The 21,982-nt window shown below is 60.9% G+C and carries 20 protein-coding genes; 11 read left to right on the top strand and 9 right to left on the bottom strand.

Annotated features, from left to right (window positions below; all coding sequences use genetic code 11):
- Window positions 1-2 precede the first annotated feature (2 nt).
- Together pncB and CQ002_RS12155 are read right to left on the bottom strand one after the other, a co-directional pair.
- The gene (gene pncB, locus CQ002_RS12160; RefSeq protein ID WP_034105666.1) at window positions 3-1,217 is read right to left on the bottom strand and encodes a nicotinate phosphoribosyltransferase; all 1,215 of its coding nucleotides are present in this window, start codon (window positions 1,215-1,217) and stop codon (window positions 3-5) included.
- Between the two features lie 213 nt (window positions 1,218-1,430).
- Window positions 1,431-2,318: a LysR family transcriptional regulator gene (locus tag CQ002_RS12155; protein WP_034105664.1), complete on the bottom strand. Its 888-nt coding sequence runs from the start codon at window positions 2,316-2,318 to the stop codon at window positions 1,431-1,433.
- Window positions 2,319-2,472: 154 nt separating this feature from the next.
- Between CQ002_RS12155 and CQ002_RS12150 the strand changes: the two genes are divergently transcribed.
- The 9 genes from CQ002_RS12150 (at window position 2,473) to CQ002_RS12105 (ending at window position 13,611) form a co-directional block, all read left to right on the top strand.
- Window positions 2,473-3,963: an aldehyde dehydrogenase family protein gene (locus CQ002_RS12150; protein WP_069021513.1), complete on the top strand. Its 1,491-nt coding sequence runs from the start codon at window positions 2,473-2,475 to the stop codon at window positions 3,961-3,963.
- 173 nt (window positions 3,964-4,136) lie between these two features.
- A complete protein-coding gene (locus tag CQ002_RS12145; protein ID WP_105161572.1) occupies window positions 4,137-5,420 on the top strand; it encodes an FAD-binding oxidoreductase in 1,284 nt (427 codons plus the stop codon).
- A 374-nt stretch (window positions 5,421-5,794) separates the two neighbouring features.
- Complete coding sequence (locus CQ002_RS12140) at window positions 5,795-6,931, top strand: branched-chain amino acid ABC transporter substrate-binding protein (RefSeq protein WP_025857342.1); 1,137 nt, start codon at window positions 5,795-5,797, stop codon at window positions 6,929-6,931.
- Between the two features lie 231 nt (window positions 6,932-7,162).
- Window positions 7,163-8,077, top strand: a complete 915-nt coding sequence (locus CQ002_RS12135; protein WP_034105661.1) for a branched-chain amino acid ABC transporter permease — start codon at window positions 7,163-7,165, stop codon at window positions 8,075-8,077.
- Window positions 8,078-8,079: 2 nt separating this feature from the next.
- Entirely contained in the window at window positions 8,080-9,357 is a 1,278-nt protein-coding gene (gene livM, locus CQ002_RS12130; RefSeq protein ID WP_025857341.1) for a high-affinity branched-chain amino acid ABC transporter permease LivM, read from the top strand.
- Window positions 9,354-10,229 (top strand): ABC transporter ATP-binding protein, encoded by an 876-nt coding sequence (locus tag CQ002_RS12125; protein ID WP_034105658.1) that lies wholly within the window; start codon window positions 9,354-9,356, stop codon window positions 10,227-10,229. The genes livM and CQ002_RS12125 overlap by 4 nt, the downstream gene beginning before the upstream one ends.
- The gene (locus CQ002_RS12120; protein WP_025857339.1) at window positions 10,226-10,942 is read left to right on the top strand and encodes an ABC transporter ATP-binding protein; all 717 of its coding nucleotides are present in this window, start codon (window positions 10,226-10,228) and stop codon (window positions 10,940-10,942) included. The genes CQ002_RS12125 and CQ002_RS12120 overlap by 4 nt, the downstream gene beginning before the upstream one ends.
- An 804-nt stretch (window positions 10,943-11,746) precedes the next feature.
- The gene (locus CQ002_RS12110; RefSeq protein WP_105161574.1) at window positions 11,747-12,514 is read left to right on the top strand and encodes an SDR family oxidoreductase; all 768 of its coding nucleotides are present in this window, start codon (window positions 11,747-11,749) and stop codon (window positions 12,512-12,514) included.
- Between the two features lie 191 nt (window positions 12,515-12,705).
- On the top strand, window positions 12,706-13,611 hold the full coding sequence (locus tag CQ002_RS12105; protein ID WP_105161575.1) for a cation diffusion facilitator family transporter: 906 nt from the start codon (window positions 12,706-12,708) through the stop codon (window positions 13,609-13,611).
- A gap of 119 nt (window positions 13,612-13,730) precedes the next feature.
- On the opposite strand, the gene CQ002_RS12100 is transcribed toward CQ002_RS12105, so the two are convergent.
- The 5 genes from CQ002_RS12100 to ureE form a co-directional block, all read right to left on the bottom strand.
- Window positions 13,731-14,840 carry an AGE family epimerase/isomerase gene (locus CQ002_RS12100; RefSeq protein ID WP_034105652.1) on the bottom strand — a complete coding sequence of 370 codons (1,110 nt, stop codon included), beginning with the start codon at window positions 14,838-14,840 and terminating at the stop codon, window positions 13,731-13,733.
- A gap of 174 nt (window positions 14,841-15,014) precedes the next feature.
- Window positions 15,015-15,587, bottom strand: coding sequence for a HupE/UreJ family protein (locus CQ002_RS12095; RefSeq protein WP_105161576.1), 573 nt, complete (start codon window positions 15,585-15,587; stop codon window positions 15,015-15,017).
- A gap of 22 nt (window positions 15,588-15,609) precedes the next feature.
- The gene (ureG, locus tag CQ002_RS12090; RefSeq protein WP_065874333.1) at window positions 15,610-16,224 is read right to left on the bottom strand and encodes an urease accessory protein UreG; all 615 of its coding nucleotides are present in this window, start codon (window positions 16,222-16,224) and stop codon (window positions 15,610-15,612) included.
- A gap of 23 nt (window positions 16,225-16,247) precedes the next feature.
- Window positions 16,248-16,922, bottom strand: a complete 675-nt coding sequence (locus tag CQ002_RS12085) for an urease accessory protein UreF (protein ID WP_105161577.1) — start codon at window positions 16,920-16,922, stop codon at window positions 16,248-16,250.
- Entirely contained in the window at window positions 16,919-17,419 is a 501-nt protein-coding gene (gene ureE / locus CQ002_RS12080) for an urease accessory protein UreE (RefSeq protein ID WP_034105644.1), read from the bottom strand. Before ureE ends, CQ002_RS12085 begins: the two co-directional genes overlap by 4 nt.
- A 277-nt stretch (window positions 17,420-17,696) precedes the next feature.
- On the opposite strand from ureE, the gene CQ002_RS12075 reads away from it, so the two are divergent.
- Window positions 17,697-18,194: a C40 family peptidase gene (locus CQ002_RS12075; protein ID WP_034105643.1), complete on the top strand. Its 498-nt coding sequence runs from the start codon at window positions 17,697-17,699 to the stop codon at window positions 18,192-18,194.
- 5 nt (window positions 18,195-18,199) lie between these two features.
- On the opposite strand, the gene CQ002_RS12070 is transcribed toward CQ002_RS12075, so the two are convergent.
- Window positions 18,200-18,832 (bottom strand): TetR family transcriptional regulator, encoded by a 633-nt coding sequence (locus CQ002_RS12070; protein ID WP_012721951.1) that lies wholly within the window; start codon window positions 18,830-18,832, stop codon window positions 18,200-18,202.
- 153 nt (window positions 18,833-18,985) lie between these two features.
- Window positions 18,986-19,435: a hypothetical protein gene (locus CQ002_RS12065; RefSeq protein ID WP_069021499.1), complete on the bottom strand. Its 450-nt coding sequence runs from the start codon at window positions 19,433-19,435 to the stop codon at window positions 18,986-18,988.
- Between the two features lie 359 nt (window positions 19,436-19,794).
- On the opposite strand from CQ002_RS12065, the gene CQ002_RS12060 reads away from it, so the two are divergent.
- Window positions 19,795-21,864: an AsmA family protein gene (locus CQ002_RS12060; protein ID WP_069021497.1), complete on the top strand. Its 2,070-nt coding sequence runs from the start codon at window positions 19,795-19,797 to the stop codon at window positions 21,862-21,864.
- The last annotated feature ends 118 nt before the right edge of the window (window positions 21,865-21,982 follow it).

The raw sequence follows: 21,982 nt of genomic DNA, 5'->3' as shown, positions 1-21,982 counted from the left end.
ATTCACTCCTTGCTAGAAATGGCAGGTACTTTGAAAACATGACGCAAATAGGCGACGAAATTCGGGTCGGTGCAGTGGGTCTTGCCCGCTTCATCGGAGATCTTCGCGACGGGCTGGCCATTGCAGGCGGTCATTTTAAGCACGATGCTCATCGGCTCGACACCTGGAATGTCGCAGGTCAGGTTGGTGCCAATGCCAAAGCTCACGTTGATTCGACCACGCAACGCGCGGAATATTTGCAGGGCCTTGGGCAGCGACAGGCTGTCGGAGAACACCAGGGTCTTGCTCATGGGTTCGATGCCGAGCTTGTGGTAGTGGGCGATGGCTTTCTCCGCCCACTGCACCGGGTCCCCGGAGTCATGGCGCAGGCCGTCGAAGAGCTTGGCGAAATACAGGTCAAAATCACCCAGGAACGCGTCGGTGGTGATGCAGTCGGTCAGGGCAATACCCAGCAGGCCGCGGTATTCGCGGACCCAGCAGTCCAGTGCGGCGATCTGGCTGTCGATCAGGCGCGGGCCAAGTTGTTGATGGGCCATGATCCATTCGTGGGCCATGGTGCCCAGCGGCTTCATATCGAACTCGCGGGCCAGGTGTACGTTGCTGGTGCCGACAAAGCGCCCGGGGAAGTCATGCTTGAGCACGCTGACCACTTCTTCCTGCACGCGGTACGAGAAGCGCCGACGCGTGCCGAAGTCGGCGACTTGCAGCTCGGCCAACTCGTCGCTGCTGGCGTTGGCGGTCAGCCAGTCGAACTTGCGGTACAGCTGCTCGCGGGCCTGCTCGAGGATCACGGTCTGGTAGCGGTAGCGGTTACGCACCTCGCTGACGATGGCCAGCATCGGCACTTCAAACAGGATCACATGCAACCACGGCCCGCGCAGGCGGATGAACAGCTCGCCGTTCTCGATGCCAGTCTGCACGTAGCGCAGGTTGAAGCGGAACAGCCCGAGGAAGCGCAGGAAGTCTGGCTTCATGAAACTGATGCGTTCCAGGAAACCCAGTTGGTCCGGGCTCAGGCTCAGCTCGGCGAGGCGCTCGATCTGGTAGCGGATCTCAGCCAGGTACGGGCGCAGGTCTTCGCTGTTACGGCAACGAAACTCCCATTCAACTTCCACGTTGGGGTAGTTGTGCAGCACCGCCTGCATCATGGTCAGCTTGTAGAAGTCGGTGTCGAGCAAGTTCTGCACGATGCGATCGGCAAACACACTCTCGCTCATAACGGGAATCTCCAGACGGGTCGGCGATGGGCGCCGACCTTTACGCACAATTAAGGAAGGGGGCTAGTGGCGCATAGACCCGTGGGGTTTTGCCAGTGATTTTTTTGGAATGGCTGCAGACGCCGTCGCGGGCAAGCCTGGCACTCACAGGTGAATGCATTCCAAATGTGGGAGTTGGCTGGCCTGCGATGACGGTAGTGCAGTCAAAAAGCGCTAAACCTGTTCCATCATCCACTTCACGAAATCGCGCACCTTTGGCACCTCCGCCGAATGCTCCGGGTAGGCCAGGTAATACGCGTCCTGGCTGGGCATCGCATGCTGCCAGGGGATGACCAGCTTGCCGTCGGCCAGTTCTTCTTCCACCAGGAACCGTGGCAGCAGCGCCACGCCACAGCCCACTTGCGCGGCTCGGATGCACATATAGAAGGTGTCGAAGCGCGGCCCGTGATAGCTGTGCTCGGTGTGGAAGCCCTGGCTGGCAAACCAGTCGTGCCAGCCCTGGGGCCGCGAGGCGTTTTGCAGCAGCACCAGGTCGCTCAATTGTGTGGGGTCGGTGAACGGCTGCGCCGGCAGGCTTTCCGGCGCACAGACAGGGACGAGCTCTTCGCTGAACAATTTCAGGCTCTCGGTGCCGGGGCGTGAGCCCTGGCCGAAGTAGAAGGCCATGTCGGCCTTGCCTTGCAACAACTCGTCCGGCTCCTGCTCGTTGCACAGGTCCAGGTGGATCTGCGGGTGACGCAGGCGCCAGCCCTTGAGGCGCGGCACCAGCCAGCGCGCGCCGAAGGTGTAGGGCGTGGACACGCGCAGCACTTCGGTCTCGCCGCCGTAGGAGCGCAAGTAGTGGGTGGACATCTCCACCTGGGTGAGGATCTTGCGCACTTCCACCAGGTACAGGTCGCCTGCCGGGGTCATCTGCAAGCGACGGCGCACCCGGCGAAACAGCAGGTGTTGCAGCAGCTCTTCCAACTGCGCCACCTGTTTGCTCACCGCGCTTTGCGTGAGGTTCAGCTCCTCGGCTGCACGGGTGAAGCTCAGGTGGCGGGTGGCGGCTTCGAAACACTGCAGGGCAGTGATCGAGGGCAAATGTCTTTTGTTCAGCACGGCACGCCTCTTTTTATTCTTTGCATGAATAAACGGAATGATATCTCGCCTAATCGTCGTTTGTTGGCAAGTCTTGGGCCAGCTACAAATAAGGTCTGGATCGCCGTGCGGGCCGCGGCGCAATTTTTCTGTCTGTAGATTGAAGGAGTGACCCATGGTTGCCGCATTGCTTGATCGTCTCGGGGTAGACCCGGCGCTGTACCAGTCGGGTAAACAGCCTGTGCATTCGCCGATTGATGGCAGCCGCATCGGCAGCGTGCACTGGGAAGGTGCCGCCGAGGTGGAGCAACAGGTCAGTCGCGCCGAGCATGCATTCGAGGCCTGGCGCAAGGTGCCGGCACCGCGCCGTGGCGAGCTGGTGCGTCAATTTGGCGATGTATTACGCGAATACAAGGCTGACCTGGGCGAACTGGTGTCCTGGGAAGCCGGCAAGATCACCCAGGAAGGCCTGGGTGAAGTGCAGGAAATGATCGACATCTGCGACTTCGCCGTCGGCCTGTCGCGCCAGCTGTACGGTTTGACCATCGCTTCCGAGCGTCCGGGCCACCACATGCGTGAAACCTGGCACCCGCTGGGCGTGGTCGGCGTGATCAGCGCGTTCAATTTCCCGGTGGCGGTGTGGGCGTGGAACACCACGCTGGCGCTGGTGTGCGGCAACGCCGTGATCTGGAAACCGTCGGAAAAGACCCCGCTCACCGCCCTGGCCTGCCAGGCGTTGTTTGAGCGCGTACTGAAGAAGTTCGACGGCGCTCCCGAGTACCTGAGCCAGGTGATTATCGGCGGTCGTGATGCGGGTGCCGCGCTGGTGGATGACCCGCGCGTGGCCCTGATCAGTGCCACTGGCAGCACGCGCATGGGCCGCGAAGTGGCCCCTAAAGTCGCCGCGCGCTTTGCCCGCAGCATCCTTGAGCTGGGCGGCAATAACGCGATGATCCTCGGCCCAAGCGCCGACCTGGACATGGCCGTGCGCGCCATCCTGTTCAGCGCCGTCGGCACCGCCGGCCAGCGTTGCACTACGCTGCGCCGCCTGATCGCGCACGAATCGGTCAAGGAAGAAATCGTCACCCGCCTCAAGGCGGCCTATTCCAAAGTGCGCATCGGCCACCCCCTGGAAGGCAACCTGATTGGCCCGCTGATCGACAAGCACGGCTTCGAGAATATGCAGGATGCGCTGGAGCAAGCCTTGAGCGAAGGCGGCAAGGTGTTCGGCGGCAAGCGCCAGTTGGAAGACAAATTCCCCAACGCCTACTACGTATCGCCGGCGATCGTGGAAATGCCCGAGCAGAGCGACGTGGTATGCACCGAGACCTTTGCGCCGATTCTCTACGTGGTCGGCTACACCGATTTCGCCGAGGCCCTGCGCCTGAACAACGCCGTGCCGCAAGGGTTGTCGTCGTGCATCTTCACCACCGACGTACGTGAAGCCGAGCAGTTCATGTCGGCCGTGGGCAGCGACTGCGGCATCGCCAACGTCAACATCGGCCCGAGTGGCGCGGAAATCGGCGGTGCGTTTGGCGGTGAGAAAGAGACCGGCGGCGGGCGTGAATCGGGCTCGGATGCGTGGCGCGGGTACATGCGTCGCCAGACCAATACCGTGAACTACTCGCTGGAGTTGCCGCTGGCCCAGGGCATTACCTTCGACTGATCCCGCCCGTCGCAGCGCGGCCAATGTGGGAGCTGGCTTGCCCGCGATAGCATCACCGCGGTGTAAACGATGCACCGCGGTGCCTGCATCGCAGGCAAGCCAGCTCCCACGGTTGATTGGGCTTGCACATCAAAACAATAGTTGTTTGTTAGGTTTCATCCCGGAGTCTGGCAATGGCACTACGTGAAACATGTTTGTGGGAACACCTCACTCCCGGCCGGCCGGAGCACGCTGCGCTCAAGGGCGAGGTCAAGGTCGATGTGTGTGTGATCGGCGCCGGGATCACCGGGCTGTCGGCGGCTGTTCATTTGCTGGAACAGGGTAAAAGCGTCGCCGTGCTGGAGGCTCACCGCACCGGCCATGGCGGTTCGGGGCGCAACGTCGGGCTGGTCAACGCCGGCATGTGGATCCCGCCGGACGAGATCGAAGCCGGTTTTGGCGAGGCAGTCGGCAGCCAGCTCAACCGCATGTTGGGCGCGGCGCCGTCGCTGGTGTTCAGCCTGGTCGACAAATACAACATCGATTGCCAATTGCGCCGCGAGGGCACCTTGCACATGGCGCACAATGCCCGTGGCGAGGCGGATTTGCGCAGTCGCGAAGAACAATGGAAGCGCCGTGGAGCGCCGGTGGAGTTGCTCACCGGCCTGGCTTGCGAGCAAGCCACCGGTACCAAAAAGATTGCGGCCGCCTTGCTGGACCGGCGTGCTGGCACACTGAATCCGATGGCCTACACCAGTGGTTTGGCCAACGCGGCAGTCGGTCTGGGCGGGCAGTTGTTCGACCATTCTCCCGTCACCCAGCTCGAGCGCCAAGGCTCGCACTGGTCGGTGCAAACCGCGCAGGGTTCAGTGCAGGCTGCACAGGTGGTGATCGCCTCCAACGCCTACACCGAAGGCGAGTGGACCGAACTGCGACGCAATTTTTTCCCTGGTTACTACTACCAGGTCGCGTCGGCCCCGCTGACGGACGAGGCTGCCAAACAGATCTTGCCCGGTGGCCAAGGCTCCTGGGACACACGCCAGGTTCTGAGCAGTATCCGCCGCGACGCCGATGGCCGCTTGTTGCTCGGCAGCCTGGGCAATGGCAACCAAAAACCGACATGGTTCCTCAAGGCGTGGGCCGATCGGGTGCAGCAACATTACTTCCCCTACCTCAAATCGGTGCAGTGGGAATTCACCTGGACCGGCTGTATCGCGTTCACGCCGGACCACTTGATGCGGCTGTTCGAGCCTGCCCCCGGGTTGGTGGCAGTCACGGGCTATAACGGCCGTGGCGTGACCACTGGCAGTGTGGTCGGCAAAGCGTTTGCCGACTACCTGTGTAACCAGAATGCCCAGGCGTTGCCGATTCCGTTTGCGCCCATGCAACCGTTGGCCGGGGTGGGCCTGCGCAGTTGCCTGTATGAAGCTGGCTTCTCGCTGTATCACGCAGGGCAATGCTTGCGGATCGTGATCTGATCAGCGAAATACCGCTCAGAACCCTGCATTTTCTTAGCAGGCTACTAATCTGTATTGGTGCAAGTTGTAGCAATCACGCACTGTAAATGTGCAGTTCCGTTACGCAGTCTGTTACAGGTTCAACAACTGTCGTTTATAGCGTTGGTTGCAGGTGCGACCTGCCAAGGTTGTACTTTTTGGGTTCATCGGTTGCACCTTCTGATGCTAGAGGGTTGCACGTCCTGGCGAATGGAGGCGAAACGCCTGCAATAACAATGACACCGTGTCTTTTTGAAGAATAAAAACGTAATGGCACGCGCCTTGCTCTGGGCTTTCAGTGAAAAGTTTGAACGCAAGTTGTCGTGCCAAAAATCAAAAATATCGGAGCACCACTCATGTCCCAGACGTTTTACAAGAAAGGTTTTCTGGCCCTCGCCGTTGCAGCGGCGCTGGGTGTTTCTGCGTTTGTTCAAGCTGATGTGAAGATTGGCGTAGCGGGGCCGATGACCGGTGCCAACGCCGCTTTCGGTGAGCAGTACATGAAGGGTGCCCAGGCGGCAGCCGATGTGATCAACAAGGCCGGCGGCATCAACGGCGAGAAAATCGTGCTGGTTGCCGGCGACGATGCCTGCGAACCCAAACAGGCCGTTGCCGTGGCCAACCGCCTGGCGGACCAGGACAAGGTGATCGGTGTGGTCGGTCACTTCTGCTCCTCCAACACCATCCCGGCGTCCGAGGTGTATGACGAAGCAGGCATCATCGCAATCACGCCAGGTTCCACCAACCCTCAAGTGACCGAGCGCGGCCTGGGCGCCATGTTCCGTATGTGCGGGCGTGACGACCAGCAAGGCATCGTGGCCGGCGACTACATCGTCGACGTACTCAAGGGCAAGAAAGTCGCCGTCATCAACGACAAGGACACCTACGGCAAAGGCCTGGCTGATGCCACCGCGGCCCAGTTGACCAAGCGCGGCGTCAAGCCGGTGCTGGAAGAAGGCCTGACCCGTGGCGAGAAAGACTTCAGCGCCCTGGTCACCAAGATCCGCTCCACCGGTGCCGACGTCGTTTACTTCGGCGGCCTGCACCCGGAAGCCGGCCCACTGGTTCGCCAGATCCGCGAAGCCGGCCTCAAGGACGTCAAGTTCATGTCCGATGACGGTGTGGTTACCGACGAACTGGTTGCCACGGCTGGCGGTGCGCAGTACGTCGATGGCGTGTACATGACCTTCGGCGCTGACCCGCGCCTGCTGCCAGACAGCAAGGCCGTGGTGGAAGAGTTCCGCAAGAACGGCACCGAGCCTGAAGGCTACACCCTGTACGCCTACGCTTCGGTCCAGGCCCTGGCCGCCGGCTTCAACGGTGCCAAGTCCAACAAAGGCGAAGACGCTGCCAAGTGGCTGAAGGCTCACCCGGTGAAAACCGTCATGGGCGAGAAAGCCTGGGACTCCAAGGGCGACCTGAAGATCTCCGACTACGTGGTTTACCAGTGGGATAAAGACGGCAAATACCACCAGCTGGAAAAGCAGAAGTAAGACTTAGCACCCCAAGACCTTGTGGGAGCAGGGCTTGTGTGGGAGCTGGCTTGCCTGCGATTGCATCACCTCTGTAGTGCTGAAGTACCGAGGCGTCTGCATCGCAGGCAAGTCAGCGCCCACCCAAGCCCGCTCTCACAGGGAAGTGGTGTCGTGATGAATATCTGTTTTTTCCTCCAGAAGCGCCGCACACCCACCGGTGTGCAGGTGCTCACCGCGTGAGATTGCGTTATGGATGGTATTTTCCTGCAGCAACTGGTCAACGGCCTGACCCTCGGGTCGGTCTATGGCCTGATCGCCATCGGCTACACAATGGTCTATGGCATCATTGGCATGATCAACTTCGCCCACGGCGAGGTTTATATGATTTCCGCTTACCTCGCGGCGATCAGTCTGGCACTGCTGGCTTACTTCGGCATCGAATCCTTCCCGCTGCTCATTCTCGGCACCTTGATCTTCACCGTGGTCGTCACTGGCGTGTACGGGTGGGTCATCGAGCGTGTTGCCTACAAACCGCTGCGCAACTCCACCCGCCTGGCACCGCTGATCAGCGCCATCGGGATCTCCCTGATCCTGCAGAACTACGCGCAGATCGCCCAGGGCGCCAAGCAACAAGGTATCCCCACCCTGCTGGCCGGGGCCTGGCGTGTCGACATCGGCACCGGGTTCGTCCAGCTCACGTATACCAAGGTCTTCATCCTGGTCGCCGCCTTCGCCGGCATGGCCCTGCTGACCTACGTGATCAAGTACACCAAGCTGGGCCGCATGTGCCGCGCGACCCAGCAAGACCGCAAGATGGCGTCGATCCTCGGTATCAACACCGACCGGGTGATCTCCTATGTGTTCGTCATCGGTGCCGCCATGGCTGCATTGGCCGGCGTGCTCATTACCCTCAACTACGGCACCTTCGACTTCTATGCCGGCTTCATCATCGGCATCAAGGCATTTACCGCAGCGGTACTCGGCGGCATCGGCTCCCTGCCTGGGGCGATGCTGGGCGGGATCATCCTCGGTATCTCCGAGTCGCTGTTCTCGGGGTTGATCAACTCTGACTACAAAGACGTGTTCAGTTTCTCCCTGCTGGTGGTGATTCTGATTTTCCGTCCCCAGGGCCTGCTTGGTCGCCCACTCGTGGCGAAGGTGTAAACATGTCTGCTGCCAAACCCATCGATATCAAGAAAAGTGTGGTCGATACGGTCCTCGCCGGGCTGATCTCCCTGATCGTGTTCGGTCCGATCGTCGGCGTTGTACTCGACGGCTACAGCTTCAACCTGGAACCGGCCCGCGTGGGCCTGCTGGTGGCCATCGTGATGGTCGGCCGCTTTGCCATGAGCCTGTTCCTGCAAACCCCCAAGGGCCTGAAGATCCTGCAGGGCTTCGAGAGCAGTGGCTCTGGTGTGCATGTGCTGGCACCGGACTACAAGTCGCGGCTGCGCTGGATCATCCCGGCGCTGATCGTGATCGCCATCGTGTTCCCGATCTTCGCCAACAAGTACCTGCTGACGGTGGTGATCCTCGGGCTGATCTACGTGCTGCTGGGCCTGGGCCTCAACATCGTGGTGGGCCTGGCCGGCTTGCTCGACCTCGGTTACGTGGCGTTCTACGCCATCGGCGCCTATGGCCTGGCACTGGGTTATCAATACCTCGGCCTGGGCTTCTGGACCGTGCTGCCCCTGGCGGCCATCGCCGCGGCCCTGGCGGGGTGCATACTCGGGTTCCCGGTGCTGCGAATGCACGGTGACTATTTGGCCATCGTGACGTTGGGCTTTGGTGAAATCATTCGCCTGGTGCTCAACAACTGGCTGTCGTTCACGGGCGGTCCGAATGGTATGCCGGTGCCATCGCCGACCTTCCTCGGCCTGGAGTTCGGCAAGCGCGCGAAGGATGGCGGGATTCCGTTCCATGAATTCTTCGGCATCGACTACAACCCCAACATCAAATTCCTGTTCATCTACATCGTGCTGTTCCTGGTGGTGCTGGCTGTGCTGTATATCAAGCACCGCCTGACCCGCATGCCGGTCGGCCGCGCCTGGGAAGCCCTGCGCGAAGATGAAATCGCCTGCCGTTCCATGGGCCTGAACCATGTGCTGGTCAAGCTCTCGGCGTTCACCATCGGTGCATCGACTGCCGGTTTGGCCGGTGTGTTCTTCGCCAGCTACCAGGGCTTCGTCAACCCGTCGTCGTTCACCTTCTTCGAGTCGGCGCTGATCCTGGCCATCGTGGTGTTGGGCGGCATGGGCTCGACGGTGGGCGTGGTGATCGCAGCCTTCGTATTGACCGTCGCGCCAGAATTGCTGCGCAGCTTCTCCGAATACCGCGTCCTGCTGTTTGGCGTGTTGATGGTGGTGATGATGATCTGGCGACCGCGCGGGCTGATCCGCATCAGCCGTACCGGTGTGACCCCACGTAAAGGAGTGGCGCCATGAGCAAGGAAGTCGTGCTCTCCGTGGAACACCTGATGATGCACTTCGGTGGCATCAAGGCCCTGAGCGATGTGAGCCTCAAGGTCGAACGCAACTCGATCTTCGCCCTGATCGGCCCCAACGGCGCCGGCAAGACCACGGTGTTCAACTGCCTGACCGGCTTCTACAAAGCCAGTGGCGGCAAGATCGAACTGAACATCCGTGGCCAGCAGACCAACGTGATCCAGCTGCTGGGTGAGCGCTTCAAGGCCACGGACTTCGTGTCGCCCAAAAGCTTTTTCAGCCGCGTGTACTACAAGATGTTCGGCGGCACCCACCTGGTCAACCGGGCCGGGTTGGCGCGGACTTTCCAGAACATTCGCCTGTTCAAGGAAATGTCGGTGCTGGAAAACCTGCTGGTCGCCCAGCACATGTGGGTCAACCGCAACATGCTGGCCGGCATCCTCAACACCAAGGGGTACCGCAAGGCCGAAAGCGATGCCCTCGACCACGCCTTCTACTGGCTGGAAGTGGTGGACCTGGTGGACTGCGCCAACCGCCTGGCCGGTGAACTCTCCTACGGCCAGCAACGCCGCCTGGAAATCGCCCGCGCCATGTGCACCCGGCCGCAGATCATCTGCCTGGACGAACCCGCTGCGGGCCTCAACCCGCAGGAAACCGAAGCCCTCAGCGCGATGATTCGCCTGTTGCGCGACGAACACGACCTGACGGTGGTGCTGATCGAACACGACATGGGCATGGTGATGAGTATTTCCGACCACATCGTGGTGCTGGACCACGGCAACGTGATCGCCGAGGGCGGGCCGGACGCGATCCGCAACGACCCGAAAGTGATTGCCGCCTACCTGGGCGCGGACGAAGAGGAGCTGGTATGAGTGCACCTATCCTCGAAATGAAGGACCTGGATGTGTTCTACGGCCCCATCCAGGCCTTGAAGAAAGTCTCGCTGCACATCAACGAAGGCGAAACCGTCAGCCTGATCGGCTCCAACGGCGCCGGTAAATCCACGTTGCTGATGTCGATCTTCGGCCAGCCACGGGCCGAGTCGGGGCAGATCATCTACAACGGCGTCGACATTACCCACAAGTCGTCGCACTACATCGCCTCCAACGGCATTGCGCAATCGCCGGAAGGGCGGCGGGTGTTCCCCGACATGACCGTCGAGGAAAATCTGCTGATGGGCACCATCCCGATTGGCGACAAGTTTGCCCAGGAAGATATGCAGCGCATGTTCGAGCTGTTCCCGCGGCTCAAGGAGCGCCGTAACCAGCGCGCCATGACCATGTCGGGTGGCGAGCAGCAAATGCTCGCCATCGCCCGCGCGCTGATGAGCCGGCCCAAGCTGTTGCTGTTGGACGAGCCGAGCCTGGGCCTGGCGCCGATCGTGGTGAAGCAGATCTTCTCGACCCTGCGCGAGCTGGCGTCTACCGGGATGACTATCTTCCTGGTCGAGCAGAACGCCAACCACGCGCTGCGCCTGTCGGACCGGGCGTATGTGATGGTCAACGGCGAGATTCGCCTGACGGGTACCGGTAAGGAGCTGCTGGTCAACGAGGAAGTGCGCAACGCCTACCTCGGCGGTCACTGATGTAAAACGCAATGCAGGCCCTCCTGTAGGTGCCTGCTTTATGTGGGAGCGGGCTTGCCTGCGGTGCAGACGCCTCGGTCGATCAGTTGGACCGAGCAGATGCCATCGCAGGCAAGCCCGCTCCCACCTGTGTTTTTGTGCTGGCCACAAGGCCGATGCCAAATTGTGGAAAACAAATCCAGCCTGCCTCCAAAGCGCGACATATAGCCGCCGCAAATCCCTGTTTTGTCACAGTTTTGACTTGTCCCCATCCGCTGTGGAACCGGCTGTGGGTAACGTGGGAGTAGCTGGCTGAACGTCAATAAATACGTGGCCTGCAGCGTGATGAGTGTTTTTTGACCAGCGGGTTTTTGCGACCCGGCGGCGCCTTTTGTCAACCTGTTTAAAGACACAGGTATATGACCAAAATATGTCTCGCCAGCCTGTGGATAAGTCTGTGACTAAACTCTGGAAAGACGGCCGCAAAGGCCGGAATGACTGGCCTGGAGCCATCGTTCTGGTTTTCCGTTTGTCCTGGGGCCTACATACGCTTCGGCCAAGGTCAAGCAAAAAACTTTCTAAAATCGTCTGTAACCCTTGTGTATAAAGGCCTGGCGCATTTTGCACTTGCCCCCAAAGACTGTGGGCGCAACTGTGGATAACCTGCGCGCATATAGCTGCAAGCCACGGTGTATATGGCTTTGCTCCTAGTGGTTAATAAATGATCAGCTGTGTGGGGCGTTGCATGCTTAGCGGTTGCCGCCACCGCGGCGTAAGGGCATTCTGCTGGCTGATTTTTTCCCCGATGCCCGCAAGGAGACCACCATGTCCAACACGCTGTTTATTACTGGCGCAACCTCAGGTTTTGGCGAGGCCTGCGCTCGTCGTTTTGCAGAAGCCGGCTGGAAACTGGTGCTCACCGGCCGTCGCGCCGACCGCCTGAATGCGCTGGTCGAAGCGCTTTCCCAGCAGACCGAGGTGCATGGCCTGGTCGTGGACGTGCGTGAACGCAAGGGTATGGAGGACGCCATCGCCAACCTGCCGCCATCGTTCGCCACGTTGCGCGGGCTGATCAACAACGCCGGCCTCGCCGTGGGCACCGACCCCGCGCCCAAGTGCAACCTCGACGATTGGGAAACCATGGTCGACACCAACATCAAGGGCCTGCTGACCACGACCAGCCTGCTGCTGCCGCGCTTGATCGCCCACGGCCGTGGCGCCGGCATCATCAACCTCGGCTCCATCGCCGGCAGCTACCCTTACCCGGGCAGCCACGTGTATGGCGGCTCCAAGGCGTTCGTGAAGCAGTTCTCGCTGAACCTGCGCTGCGACCTGCAAGGCACTGGCGTGCGCGTCACCAACATCGAACCAGGCCTGTGCGAGAGCGAGTTCTCGCTGGTGCGGTTCGGCGGTGACCAGGCGCGTTATGACGCGACTTACGCGGGGGCCGAGCCGATTCAGCCGCAGGACATCGCCGATACGATTTTCTGGGTGTTGAACACGCCGGCGCACGTCAACATCAACCGGTTGGAATTGATGCCGGTGAGCCAGACCTGGGCCGGGTTTGCGATCGAGCGTGGCGCCAAGGGCTGACACCGCGTTGCCTTCTTCGCGGGTAAGCCCGCTCCCACACTTGACCCTGTTACAGCCTGACAAAGGCGTCGAGTGTGGAAGCGGACCTGCTCGTGAAGGCGGCAAAATGGCCAAAAACAGGCCATAAGGTACACTCCCTCCCTGAAAAACCCTCCGCATTGTGCGGTTTAAAGGTTTTGACAGGAGGAAATGTGAGTAACCGAGGTGAGCAGGCACTGCTCAAACAATCGACCATCCTGATGTTCGCCGTGGCGATCGCCGGGATTGTCACGGGTGTGGTATCTGGCGCCCAATCCATTCTGTTCGACGGCTTTTTCTCGCTGATCGCCACCGCCATCAAGGTGTTGATGCTGATCACGGCCAAGCTGATCGCCAAGAAAAGCAACGAGCGCTTCCAGTTTGGCTACTGGCACCTGGAGCCCATGGTGCTGCTGATCGAAGGCAGTTTCCTGTTGCTGATCGCTATCTATGCGTTCCTCAATGGTGTGTTCGGCATTATCAATGGCGGGCGCGAGATCGAGTTGGGGCTGGTGATCATTTATGCGGCGGTGTTTACCGTCGTCGAGTTCGCCTATTTCTTCTATGTGCGCTACCGCAATCGCACGCTGAAATCATCGCTGATCCAGTTCGACAACATCAGCTGGCTGGTGGACGCGATGCTCTCCGTGGGCTTGCTCATCAGCTTTTTGGCGGCACTGTTGCTCAAGTCCCAGGGCTACGGCGAGTGGGCCGTGTACGTCGACCCGTTGATCCTGATCCTGCTGGCCCTGAGCATGCTGGCTCCGGCGTTCAAGATCCTGCGCCCGGCGTTGCGCGAGGTGCTGGGGATTGCGCCGGACCACCTGGACGACAAGGTGCGTGAAGTGATGGACGCGGCACAGGCCAGGCATGGATTCGACGATTATGTGCCCTACGTGCAAAAGCACGGGCGGGCGCGATTTATCGAGATTCATGTGGTGCTGCCGGCGAATTACCCGCTGGATAATGTCGCCACCCTCGACGGGCTGCGCGAAGAAATATCCACAGGGCTCGGCACCCCAGATGCGGCGCGCTGGTTGACGATCAGCTTTACCGGGGACCGCAAGTGGATTGCGTGAGGGCAGTTGCACCGAGGTGACGCTTTCGCGAGCAAGCCCGCTCCCACATTTATCCGTGTCCTGCCTTTGGAATGCGGTCGAATGTAGCAGCGGGCTTGCGCGCGAAGAGGCCCTGAATGTCAGCCAAGATGCTGGGCGAGCCCCTGGTAACACGTCGCCAAATGGTACGGCGTGGTCGATGGCATATCCCGTCGACTCACCACGCCTTGGGCATCCAGGCATTCATTCCAGCCTTTTGCATGCAAGAAGTGCTGCTGCAGCGCCAGCAACTGGCGCTGCAGCACGGCTTCGCTGTCTGGCCGCAAGGTCAGTGCCCGCAGGTACTCGGCCTGGGCCCAGATTCGTTGTGTGCCGTCGCGCACGGTGCCATCCAGCGCCAGCATGCCACTGACGGCACCGCTGGTGTTATCCACACCCTTGAGCTCGGCGTAGGCGAAAGCCCGCGTCAGCGACCCATGCAGCGGCGTACCGCGCAGAACATCCGAGGACTCCAGCAAAAAGAACCATTCGAACTGGTGACCCGGCTCGAACCAGTTATCCACAGCCCCCAGCGGTTTTTCCATCATCACGCCGCTCTGGTGGTCAATGAAACGCTGCTGCATGGCCTTCGCCAAGGCCAGCAGGGCCGCCTGTACCTGCGCGTCTTCACGCACGGCGAGGGTGGCGAGAAAACCTTCGGCCAAGTGCATCAATGGGTTTTGCAGCGGGCCGGAATTAAGCGATGACCAGTTGCGCTCCAGTACCGCTTCATACAGACCGTTGCCCGTGGCGAACCGCTTGGCGACCACTTCCAGTGCCGCATTGAGCACCGACTCCACCAGCGGCTCATGCACCTTGGCCCAGTAGTGGGCACAGGCGAAGATGATGAACGCGTGGGTGTAGAGGTCTTTGCGTGTGTCCAGCGGCTGGCCGGCCGGGTCGATGCTGTAGAACCAGCCACCATGCTCTGCGTCGTGGAAGTGCCGTTGCAGGGAGCGGAACAATGCCGCAGCGCGTTCTTCTGCAAACGCTGCACCGGGCTCGCCGATCAGGCTTGCGAACAGGTACAGCTGCCGGGCGCAGGCCATGGCGCGGTAGCGTTGTGGGGGCAGCGGTTGGTGATCGGCGTCCAGCGCCTCATAGGGCAATGCCAGGTCGGCATTCCAGCCTGGGCCCTGCCAGAGTGGCACGATCAGGCTGTTGAAGTGCGTGAGCACGGTGTTGAAGGCGGGTTGGGAAGCGCTGGGCATTGGCTGGCGTCGTCACGGCAGGGGTGTAGGCGCGCATGGTATCAGGCTTGAGGTGGGTGGTGGCTTTGAGTCCGCCATCGCGGGCAAGCCCGGCTCCCACATTTTTGACGGGCAAACCCGATCAAATGTGGGAGCTGGCTTGCCTGCGATGAGGCCTTACACGCTCGACAAAACTCAGCCCGCGAGCAACCAGGCCCCGGTCGCCGCCGAAGCCGCCCCGGCAATCCGCACCAACGGCGCGGCCGCGGCCGGCAGGAAGCGCACCACCGCGTAACCGGCCGCATGCAGCGCCGCCGTTGCCCCGACAAACCCTGCCGCGTAGGCCCAAGGGCTGGACATGTCTGGCAGCTCCAGGCCATGGGCCACGCCGTGGAACAGCGCAAACAAGGCCGTCGCCCCGACCGCCACGAACAACGGTGGACGCACCGCCAGCGCCACCGCCAAGCCCAAGGCCAGCACCGACGCCGCAATCCCGCTTTCCAGTGCCGGCAACGCCAGGCCTTCAAAGCCCAGCATGCCGCCGATCAACATGGTGCCCAGGAAGGTGCACGGCAGTGCCCAGCGCGCGGCGCCTTTTTGTTGGGCGGCCCACAAGCCGACCGCGACCATGGCCAACAGGTGGTCGATGCCGCCCAAGGGATGGCTGATGCCGGCAGCCAGGCCGTTATCGCCGTGGCCCGGGTGAGCGAAGGCCAGCGCAGGGGCCAGCAGCAGGGCCGCAGCAGTGAAGAGTTTCTTGAGGCTCATGGACAGGTTCCTTATGGGTTGATCAGGCGGCGGTCAGCAGGCCTTGGCGTTCGATGAAGGCAACAATGTCGTCCAGGCCGACACCGGTTTTCTGGTTGCTGAACACAAAGGGTTTACCGTTGCGCATGCGTTGGGTGTCGCTGTTCATCAGCTCCAGCGAAGCACCGACCAGCGGTGCCAGGTCGATTTTGTTGATCACCAGCAGGTCGGATTTGCAAATACCAGGCCCGCCCTTGCGCGGCAGCTTGTCACCGGCGGACACGTCGATCACGTAGATGGTCAAGTCGGACAACTCCGGGCTGAAGGTCGCCGAAAGGTTGTCGCCGCCGGATTCCACCAGGATCAGGTCCAGGCCGGGGAAACGGCGGTTGAGTTGATCCACGGCTTCCAGGTTGATCGAGGCGTCTTCACGAATCGCCGTGTGCGGGCAGCCGCCGGTTTCGACGCCGATGATGCGCTCCGGTGCCAGGGCCTGGTTGCGTACCAGGAAGTCGGCGTCTTCACGGGTGTAGATATCATTGGTGACCACTGCCAGGTTGTAGCGATCGCGCAGCGCGAGGCACAGGGCCAGGGTCAGGGCGGTCTTGCCGGAGCCCACCGGGCCGCCGATGCCGACGCGCAGGGGTTGTGAGTTCATGTGCTTCTCCAAAATTAAGAGCCCTAGGAACGGAACAGGCGGCTGTACTGGCGCTCATGGGCCATGCACGCCAGGGACAGGCCAAACGCGGCGCTGCCGAAATGGTTGGGGTCGATGCGGCTGGCATCCTGCTGGGCTTGCTGCAGCAGGGGCAGCAGTTCGCTGGTCAGGCGTTGGGCAGCTTGCTGGCCCAGGGGCAGGGTTTTCATCAACACGGCCAATTGGTTTTCCAGCCAGCTCCACAGCCAGGCGGCGAGGGCGTCGGCGGGACTGATGCGCCAGGCGCGGGCGGCGAGGGCCCAGCCCAGGGCGAGATGGGGTTCATCACGCTGTTGAAGAAATGCGCGGGCGTCATCGTCGAGTTCGGGCAGGCCATTGAGCAGTTGTTGCAGGGAGTAGCCCATCTGCCGGCTCTCCTGGTACAGCTCGCGAGTCTCGCGGCTGGCACGGTGTTCTTCACACAGCTGCGCCAGGCGTGACCAATCCGCATCCAGTGCGGCCTGGCAATGCGCGAGCAGCACCGGCGCCTCGAAACGCGCAAGGTTGAGCAGCAACTGATCGCTGATCCAGCGTCGCGCACTGGCCGCGTCAACGACGCGGCCGTTCTCCACCGCCATTTCCAGGCCTTGGGAATAGCTGTAGCCGCCAATCGGCAATTGCGGACTGGCCAGACGCAGCAGCGCCCAGGCTGGGTTCATAGACGCACGCCGAACTGGTGCAGCTTGGGCGGATAGTTGAAGTCTTCGTCGCCATGGCGCGAGTGATGGTGCCCGCCACCGTAGGCACCATGCTCCGGCTGGAACGGCGCCTCGATGGTCTCGGTCTGCGCCCCCAACTGTTCGAGCATGGCCTTGAGCACGTAGTCATCGAGCAGCCGCAACCAGCCGTCTCCCACTTGCAACGCGACGTGGCGGTTGCCCAGGTGATAGGCCGCGCGGGTCAGTTCGAACGCACTGCTGCACGTCACGTGTAAGAGTTGTTCAGGTCGAGCGCATACGCGTACGACGCGTCCGTCTTCGGCTTGCAGGAATTCGCCATCGTGCAGCGGTGGCTGGCCACGCTCCAGGAAAAGGCCGACGTCTTCACCGTCGGCACTGAAACAGCGCAGGCGGCTTTTGCTGCGTGCTTCGAAATTCAGCAGCAGCTCGGCGGCCCAGAGGGCTTGTGGGGCGATTCGGCGGTGGATCACCAGCATCAGGAAGCTTCCAGCTATGAGCGATGAAACAGCTAGAGCAAGGGGCTTGCCAACCTGGTTGGGGAGTAGGAATCGCCTGTAGTCATGTGGGATGGCGCCACTAAATAGGGCGAGAGGAAATGACGTGGGTGCGCCAAAGTGGTGCGAAGTGTTGCTTGTTGCACACGTGGTGTGCGTTTTCGGATTTTCCCTACAGGGTGTCAGGAAAAGGCGTTCATCGGGTTACCTGCCAGATCATTAGTCTGTGCGCCGTGTTTAACCCACTGCGACGTTCATCATGTTCAAGCCACTTTGCTATCTGATTATTGCCTGCCTGTCTTTTGTGTGTTCATCGGCCTCTGCCAATCTTCAGCCCCAGGCCTCGTTTTCCGCCTCACTGAAACAAGCGTCCATCGATGATGTGATCGACCGCGCCCACGAGCTGCTGGGTACGCCTTACAAGTGGGGCGGCACCTCGGCGGACCAGGGCTTTGATTGCAGCAGCTTCCTGGTCTATCTGTTCAAGACCGAAGCCAATATCCAGATACCGCGCACCACGGCCGCCATGCACCGTTCAACCGCCGCGACCATCAAACGCACGGCGCTCAAGCCCGGCGATGCAGTATTTTTCAAAGGCAATGGACGCGGCCAGGTCAGCCATGTGGGGCTTTATATCGGTGAGGGCAAGTTCATTCATTCGCCACGTACGGGAAAGAGCGTGCGCATCGACTCGTTGAGCAACCGTTACTGGAACAAGCACTACACCACGGCCAAGCGTTTCCACTCGGCTGGGTGATGCCGTTATTCGGTGCTGCCCAGGCCTTGCCAGTGCTTCAAGCCGATGAAGATAAAACGCAATTGCTGGGTGATTTTTGCCTGGGGCGTGAGGTGGTCAGGCAGGGCCTGGGCAGGCGGATCGATAATATCGGGAAGGGTGGCGAACACACTTTTGACGATCAGGTCGGCCATCACATGCAAGCCTTCGGGATCCAGGTGCTGCAGCTTTGGCATCAGCGTCAGGTCGGCGGCCAAGTCGCGGGTGATGTCTTCGCGCAAGGCGCCGATCGCTTGGCGCACGGCCAGGCAGCCACCATATTGCTCGCGGGCCAGGAACAGGAATTGTGAACGGTTGGCCGACACCACATCGAGAAAGATCCGTACGGAGGCATCGATAATGCCGCCCATCACGAATTCGTTATGGCGCACCAGGCGAATCGTCGCGCGGAAGGTCTGGCCCACTTCACTCACCAGGACGAGGCCAAGCTGGTCCATGTCGGCAAAATGACGATAGAAACCGGTGGGCACGATGCCGGCGGTCTTCGCCACTTCGCGCAGGCTCAGGCTGCCAAACCCACGGCCACACTCCATCAGATGGCGGGCTGCATCCATCAGGGCGAGGCGGGTCTGTTGCTTCTGTTCGGCGCGGGGCAGCATTGGCGGGCGGGCTTTGTCGGCAAGTACAGCGATGCACTCTAGCAAAACAGCTTTGCTGGCGTCGAACTTGGCGGGGAGGGCATGCGTGATAGGGTCTACAGAAAGTCAAAAGCCCGATCGGCGGATCGGGCTTTTTTATGGGCCACCACGGGGTTAGCTCTGTGCTTGATGCAGTTCTTGCAGACGGTCTGCACCGCCTTCGGCAACACCTTCGGCGTAGGCGCGTTTGTTGGCTTGCTCAGCACCGCCTTCAACCAGGCCTTTCTGTTCCAGACGATCACGGCCACCTTCGGCCACCGCGTTGCGTTCCAGCAGGCGATCAGCACCGCCTTCAACCAGACCTTTTTGTTCCAGGCGGTTGCGACCGTTTTCGGTCAGGCCTTCGGTGTAGGCGCGTTTGTTGGCTTGTTCCGAACCGTTTTCAGCGACGCCCTTGGCGTAGTCACGGTTCTCTTCTTCTTGCGAACCGCTACGAGCGACGGTCTGGCTGAAGTGAACGGCGTCGGCTTTGACTTGTGGGGTGGCCTGTTCGGAGGCTGGCAGGGCAAAGGCACTGGAAGCCAGGATGGATAACAGGACGGTAGCGAGTACTTGGCGTTTCATGATGGGTTGCTCCTTGGGAGGGCGATAAAGTGGGTACAGGGATAATGCTACTCTCGATAAGTCGATATAAAAGTTCATAAACACAATGGTAATAATCAACAGAATTGATTGTTCTAGGCGGAGGCTCTAGAACGGGCCTCTCAAGCACGCGGTTTTGCACCGGTGTGGGTATTTTCGACACGCGCATGGGTAACATTGGTGCGCCATCGCCGTGGGAATCTGTCGGAGTGGTCAGCAATCGAGGTTTTTCCGGGCAAATCCGGGATTGGGTTAAACCCCCGAGCCGTTTGCCAGTCGTAGTTCTATAAGCTGTCCTTAAAGGCTGTCACCCAGCCAGTCGTATTCAGGAGTCCTGTGCAATGACGCGCACTCGTAAAATCATCGCTTGGAGCTGCGCCAGCTTCGTTCTGTTAATCGCCATCGTGGTGGTGGTCCTGGTGTTCTTTGACTGGAACCGCATCAAGCCGCCGCTCAATGCCAAGGTTTCCGAAGAACTGCATCGACCCTTCGCCATCAACGGCAACCTGGCGGTGGTGTGGGCGCGTGAGCCCGATGAAGGCGGGTGGCGCGCCTGGGTGCCGTGGCCCCACGTGATTGCCGAAGACCTGACCCTGGGTAACCCCGATTGGTCGAAAAACCCGCAAATGGTCACGCTCAAAAAGGTCGAATTGCGCATTTCACTCCTGGCGCTGCTGGTGCAGCGCGTGGTGATTCCGCGCATCGACCTCACCGAGCCGAGTGCTCAATTGCAGCGCCTGGCAGACGGGCGCGCCAACTGGACGTTCAAGTTCGACCCCAAGGACCCTAGCGCCGAGCCTTCCAACTGGGTGGTGGACATCGGTGCCATCGGCTTCGACAAGGGGCACGTGACCCTCGACGACCAAACCCTCAAGACTCAGCTCGATGTGATCATCGATCCGCTGGGCAAGCCTATTCCGTTCGGCGAAATCGTCGGCGACGCCGATGCCAAGAAGGCGTTGGAAAAAGGCTCGGCACCCCAGGACTACGCGTTCGGCCTCAAGGTCAAAGGCCAGTACCACGGCCAGAAACTCGATGGCAGCGGCAAGATCGGCGGCCTGCTGGCCCTGCAGGACGCGGCCAAGCCGTTCCCGTTGCAAGCCCAGGTCAAGATCGCTGACACCAGCATCGCCCTCGCCGGCACCCTCACGGATCCACTCAACCTGGGGGCCCTCGACCTGCGCCTGAAACTCGCCGGTTCCAGCCTGGGCAACCTTTACCCACTGACCGGCGTGACCTTGCCTGATTCGCCGGCCTACTCCACCGATGGTCACTTGATCGCCAAGCTGCACGAAGCCAACGGTGCGTCGTTCCGCTATGAGAATTTCAACGGCAAGATCGGTAACAGCGATATCCACGGCAACCTCGCCTACGTCGCCAGCCAGCCACGGCCCAAGCTCAGCGGTGCGCTGGTGTCCAACCAACTACTGATGACCGACCTTGCGCCGCTGATCGGCGCCGACTCCAATGCCAAGCAAAAAGCCCGGGGCGGAGACAGCAAACAGCCAGCCACCAAGGTGTTGCCGGTGGAGGAGTTCCGCACCGAACGCTGGCGTGTCATGGATGCTGACGTGGAGTTCACCGGCAAGCGCATCGTGCACAGTGCCGAGCTGCCGTTCACCGACCTCTACACCCACTTGGTGCTCAACGACGGCGAGCTGAGCCTCGAGCCCCTGCGCTTCGGCGTGGCCGGTGGCAAGCTAGACGCGCAGATTCGCCTGAACGGCCGCACCGTTCCGATGGAAGGCCGCGCCAAACTCACCGCGCGTAACTTCAAGCTCAAGCAGCTGTTCCCGACCTTCGAACCGATGAAGACCAGCTTCGGTGAGCTCAACGGCGATGCCGACATTTCCGGGCGCGGTAATTCCGTGGCGGCGCTACTGGGCTCCTCCAATGGTGACCTGAAGATGCTGATCAACGACGGCGCCATCAGCCGTGGCCTGATGGAAATCGCCGGGCTCAACGTGGGCAACTACGTGGTGGGTCGCCTGTTTGGTGACAAGGAAGTGAAGATCAACTGCGCGGCGGCGGACTTCGGTATCAAGACTGGCCTGGCGACGTCGCGGTTGTTCGTGTTCGATACCGAGAACGCCATCATCTACATCGATGGCACCGCGAACATGGCCACGGAGCAGTTGGACCTGACCATCACCCCGGAATCGAAAGGCTTCCGCCTGTTCTCCCTGCGCTCACCGTTGTACGTCAACGGGCCGTTCATCAAACCGAACGCCGGGGTCAAAGCCATTCCCCTGGCGCTGCGCGGCGCCGGCATGGTGGCATTGGGTGTGATCGCCGGGCCGGCTGCCGGGCTGCTGGCACTGGTTGCTCCGAGCGGCGGCGAGCCGAACGAGTGCGCACCGTTGCTGCAACAGATGAAGGAAGGCAAGGCGCCGAAAACCGTGAAAGGTTAAGCGACCTTTTATACAGACAAATAGGGGAGGGGGCTTGCTCCCGATAGCGCCGGATCAGTCAATTGAGAGGTCGACTGATTTACCGCTATCGGGGGCAAGCCCCCTCCCACATGGGCAG

The sequence above is a fragment of the Pseudomonas sp. MYb13 genome (genome assembly GCF_002980075.1).
In the GTDB taxonomy this organism is placed as follows: domain Bacteria; phylum Pseudomonadota; class Gammaproteobacteria; order Pseudomonadales; family Pseudomonadaceae; genus Aquipseudomonas; species Aquipseudomonas lurida.
The sequence above is the reverse complement of the archived record's forward strand: the minus strand, read 5'-3'. Positions and strand labels throughout refer to the sequence as shown.

What these genes read in the sequence shown, in the direction of transcription:
- ureG (WP_065874333.1), bottom strand. Translation starts at nt 16,224, where the DNA reads ATGAACTCACAACCCCTGCGCGTCGGCATCGGCGGCCCGGTGGGCTCC.
- CQ002_RS12135 (WP_034105661.1), top strand. Translation starts at nt 7,163, where the DNA reads ATGGATGGTATTTTCCTGCAGCAACTGGTCAACGGCCTGACCCTCGGG.
- CQ002_RS12150 (WP_069021513.1), top strand. Translation starts at nt 2,473, where the DNA reads ATGGTTGCCGCATTGCTTGATCGTCTCGGGGTAGACCCGGCGCTGTAC.
- CQ002_RS12145 (WP_105161572.1), top strand. Translation starts at nt 4,137, where the DNA reads ATGGCACTACGTGAAACATGTTTGTGGGAACACCTCACTCCCGGCCGG.
- livM (WP_025857341.1), top strand. Translation starts at nt 8,080, where the DNA reads ATGTCTGCTGCCAAACCCATCGATATCAAGAAAAGTGTGGTCGATACG.
- CQ002_RS12070 (WP_012721951.1), bottom strand. Translation starts at nt 18,832, where the DNA reads ATGCTGCCCCGCGCCGAACAGAAGCAACAGACCCGCCTCGCCCTGATG.
- ureE (WP_034105644.1), bottom strand. Translation starts at nt 17,419, where the DNA reads ATGCTGGTGATCCACCGCCGAATCGCCCCACAAGCCCTCTGGGCCGCC.
- CQ002_RS12100 (WP_034105652.1), bottom strand. Translation starts at nt 14,840, where the DNA reads ATGCCCAGCGCTTCCCAACCCGCCTTCAACACCGTGCTCACGCACTTC.
- CQ002_RS12095 (WP_105161576.1), bottom strand. Translation starts at nt 15,587, where the DNA reads ATGAGCCTCAAGAAACTCTTCACTGCTGCGGCCCTGCTGCTGGCCCCT.
- CQ002_RS12075 (WP_034105643.1), top strand. Translation starts at nt 17,697, where the DNA reads ATGTTCAAGCCACTTTGCTATCTGATTATTGCCTGCCTGTCTTTTGTG.
- CQ002_RS12140 (WP_025857342.1), top strand. Translation starts at nt 5,795, where the DNA reads ATGTCCCAGACGTTTTACAAGAAAGGTTTTCTGGCCCTCGCCGTTGCA.
- pncB (WP_034105666.1), bottom strand. Translation starts at nt 1,217, where the DNA reads ATGAGCGAGAGTGTGTTTGCCGATCGCATCGTGCAGAACTTGCTCGAC.
- CQ002_RS12065 (WP_069021499.1), bottom strand. Translation starts at nt 19,435, where the DNA reads ATGAAACGCCAAGTACTCGCTACCGTCCTGTTATCCATCCTGGCTTCC.
- CQ002_RS12110 (WP_105161574.1), top strand. Translation starts at nt 11,747, where the DNA reads ATGTCCAACACGCTGTTTATTACTGGCGCAACCTCAGGTTTTGGCGAG.
- CQ002_RS12125 (WP_034105658.1), top strand. Translation starts at nt 9,354, where the DNA reads ATGAGCAAGGAAGTCGTGCTCTCCGTGGAACACCTGATGATGCACTTC.
- CQ002_RS12060 (WP_069021497.1), top strand. Translation starts at nt 19,795, where the DNA reads ATGACGCGCACTCGTAAAATCATCGCTTGGAGCTGCGCCAGCTTCGTT.
- CQ002_RS12120 (WP_025857339.1), top strand. Translation starts at nt 10,226, where the DNA reads ATGAGTGCACCTATCCTCGAAATGAAGGACCTGGATGTGTTCTACGGC.
- CQ002_RS12085 (WP_105161577.1), bottom strand. Translation starts at nt 16,922, where the DNA reads ATGAACCCAGCCTGGGCGCTGCTGCGTCTGGCCAGTCCGCAATTGCCG.